Annotated in this window: 2 protein-coding genes; both read left to right on the top strand. The window is 39.8% G+C overall.

What is annotated here, in order from left to right; genetic code table 11:
• The first annotated feature begins 679 nt into the window (after window positions 1-679).
• Window positions 680-928 (top strand): hypothetical protein, encoded by a 249-nt coding sequence (locus B1A98_RS19850; RefSeq protein WP_052477475.1) that lies wholly within the window; start codon window positions 680-682, stop codon window positions 926-928.
• Window positions 929-1,344: 416 nt separating this feature from the next.
• Window positions 1,345-2,454 carry a protein rep gene (locus B1A98_RS19845; RefSeq protein ID WP_041114702.1) on the top strand — a complete coding sequence of 370 codons (1,110 nt, stop codon included), beginning with the start codon at window positions 1,345-1,347 and terminating at the stop codon, window positions 2,452-2,454.
• The last annotated feature ends 28 nt before the right edge of the window (window positions 2,455-2,482 follow it).

Here is a 2,482-nt window from a genome sequence, read left to right as displayed (position 1 = left end):
TGGAGCTTTTGATGTAATAGCAAGATGGCATATTGGACTGAAAAATTATGTAATTCAAGGTGATTAATGTGCGGTATAAAAAAGGCATGGTCTTAGAGAATACATGTTGGCAATGCTATAACGAAAAAATGAAAATATATCGGGTTAATAGACAAAAAAATGAAGGTAAAACAATTGCGTTTGTATGGTGTGAATGTGAAGAATGCGGTGCAGTTGATGACCTATTCCTCGAAGAAAAGTAGCAGGGTTCTATTTCCCTGCTTTCTTAATACCCAATGAACGAAAGTGAAGAAGGGCGCACTTATACATTGACACTTGTCAATGTGTGCGGCAGGGAGGTATCCCTGCTTTTTTTTAGCCCCTGCGGGTCCAACGCTGCAAGCGTTATTTCGTCGCAGGGCGACCCCAGTAATATTCACTGACAAGTGTCAGTGTATAGATGGGCACTCTCTCCGAAACGGAGTGAAACCCACTGCAACTTTTTGAAGGTGCGTAAGTGGGCACTCCGTATTTTTTCGGAGTGAGCAAGAGCATAAGGAAAAAATGTCCCCACAGTTTGTGAGGAAATAGGCAGAGCCTATTTTTTTCGTGTCCCCATGAAAAAGCGAAAAACAATACGTTTGCAATACGAACAAAAAACCGGTTTTTGAAAGTAAGAAATAAAGGAGTGGTAAAAATCATGAATCAGATTCCAAATTTATTAACGATTGCAGATTTAACGACAAGATGGCAAATGCCAAGACAAAGCATTCACGAAAAGAAAATGGAGAATGATTTCCCTCCACCGGTTCAGTATGTGGCGAACGGTCGAACTGCCTTATTTTTAGAAAGTGACATCGAAGTTTACGAGAAGAAATATCCCTGGATTACCTCGCCGGAAAAGAGAAGAAGCAGACAACGGTTTATTTGGTCATTGATAAACCAGTGAACGGTTTATGCCGCGAAAGTCGATTTACCATGAGGGGAACCCTCATGCAAACTTTCGGAGGTTGCCCCAGAGGGCGGTTTTGGCCCTGTGGGGTTGCCTTCGGGAGTTTGAGGGTTTGGAGGCTCGTGGTCAATCGAACCGTGGAATAAATAGAGAACGGCAGCACGAGAAAAAACCCGATTTTGACCACTAAAACTGCGGTCGAAATCGGGTTTTTTCTTATCTTGATACATATAGAAACAATGTACTTTGGAAAAATAGGCTTGAAGCCTTGATACGACTGGCTTTAAGCCAGTTTTTTTAGGTGGACAGAAAAAAACCCCTATGCTAAGGTTAAGGTGTCGAATCTTAAACCAATTACAGAGGGGGTTTTTTTATCCCTTCTGACGTATCAGAAAGGGGTATTTACTTTTATCATGTACAAAAATAATAACATTGAAACGTCCGACAAATCAACTCCTAAAATATTGGAGGACAAAACAAAATCGGGCAAAGAGAGAGATTGGAAAGGTAAGAAACGTCGGTCAATATTGACAGCCGAGCATTTTGAAAAAGCAGGATTACATAGCAAAGCTGAACGGATGAAGGATTGTGCGACTCAACTTGTGTTTAAGCATACTGGGGAAGCGTTAAAACTGTATCAAGCATGGTTTTGTAAAGTGAGGTTATGCCCTATGTGCAACTGGAGAAGGTCATTAAAAATTGCTTATCACAATAAACGAATCGTTGAGACGGTTAATGAGCGTGAAAACGTCCGTTGGCTATTCCTAACCCTCACCGTCAAGAATACAGACGCTGAGAGCCTTCCTGAGACGATTTCAGCTATGTTTGAAGCTTTCAGAAGGCTAACGAAGTACAAAGCGTTTAAAACGTCTGTGAGGGGCTTTTTTAGGGCTTTGGAGGTTACGAGAGACCGAGATACTCATATTACAGAAGAACGCTATAAAAAGAACCCTAGCTATTATAAACGACAGGGATTATCTGTTGGTGATGAAAATCCAAATTACGGAACATATCACCCGCATTTTCACGCACTACTATGTGTTCCTGCCAGCTACTTCAAAAATAAAGATTTTTATATAAAGCAATCAGAATGGACAAGCCTTTGGCAAAAGGCTATGAAGCTAGATTACACACCGATTGTACATATCCAAAAAGTAAAACCAAAAGAAAAATTAGATGAATTAGAAACCTATGAAAAAGACTTAAAAAAAGCTATGAAAGAACAAAATGCAATTTTGGAAGTATCAAAATATCCAGTAAAAGATACAGACGTCATTAAAGGGAATAAGGTAACAGATGAAAACGTGGAAACAGTTTTAGCGTTAGACGATGCTCTTGCTTATAAAAGGCTGATTGGGTACGGTGGATTGCTGAAGGAAATTCATAAGGAATTGAATCTAGGAGATGCTGAGGACGGGGATCTTGTTAAAATTTCTGAAGATGATGAAGTGGCAAATGGAGCTTTTGATGTAATAGCAAGATGGCATATTGGACTGAAAAATTATGTAATTCAAGGTGATTAATGTGCGGTATAAAAAAGGCATGGTCTTA

Origin of the sequence: Pseudobacillus badius, from assembly GCF_002189605.1 — a bacterium.
GTDB classification, from domain to species: Bacteria; Bacillota; Bacilli; order Bacillales; family Domibacillaceae; genus Pseudobacillus; species Pseudobacillus badius.
The sequence above is the reverse complement of the archived record's forward strand: the minus strand, read 5'-3'. Positions and strand labels throughout refer to the sequence as shown.

Excerpts from the sequence above, each read along its gene's own strand:
- B1A98_RS19850 (WP_052477475.1), top strand. The coding sequence starts at position 680 with ATGAATCAGATTCCAAATTTATTAACGATTGCAGATTTAACGACAAGA.
- B1A98_RS19845 (WP_041114702.1), top strand. The coding sequence starts at position 1,345 with ATGTACAAAAATAATAACATTGAAACGTCCGACAAATCAACTCCTAAA.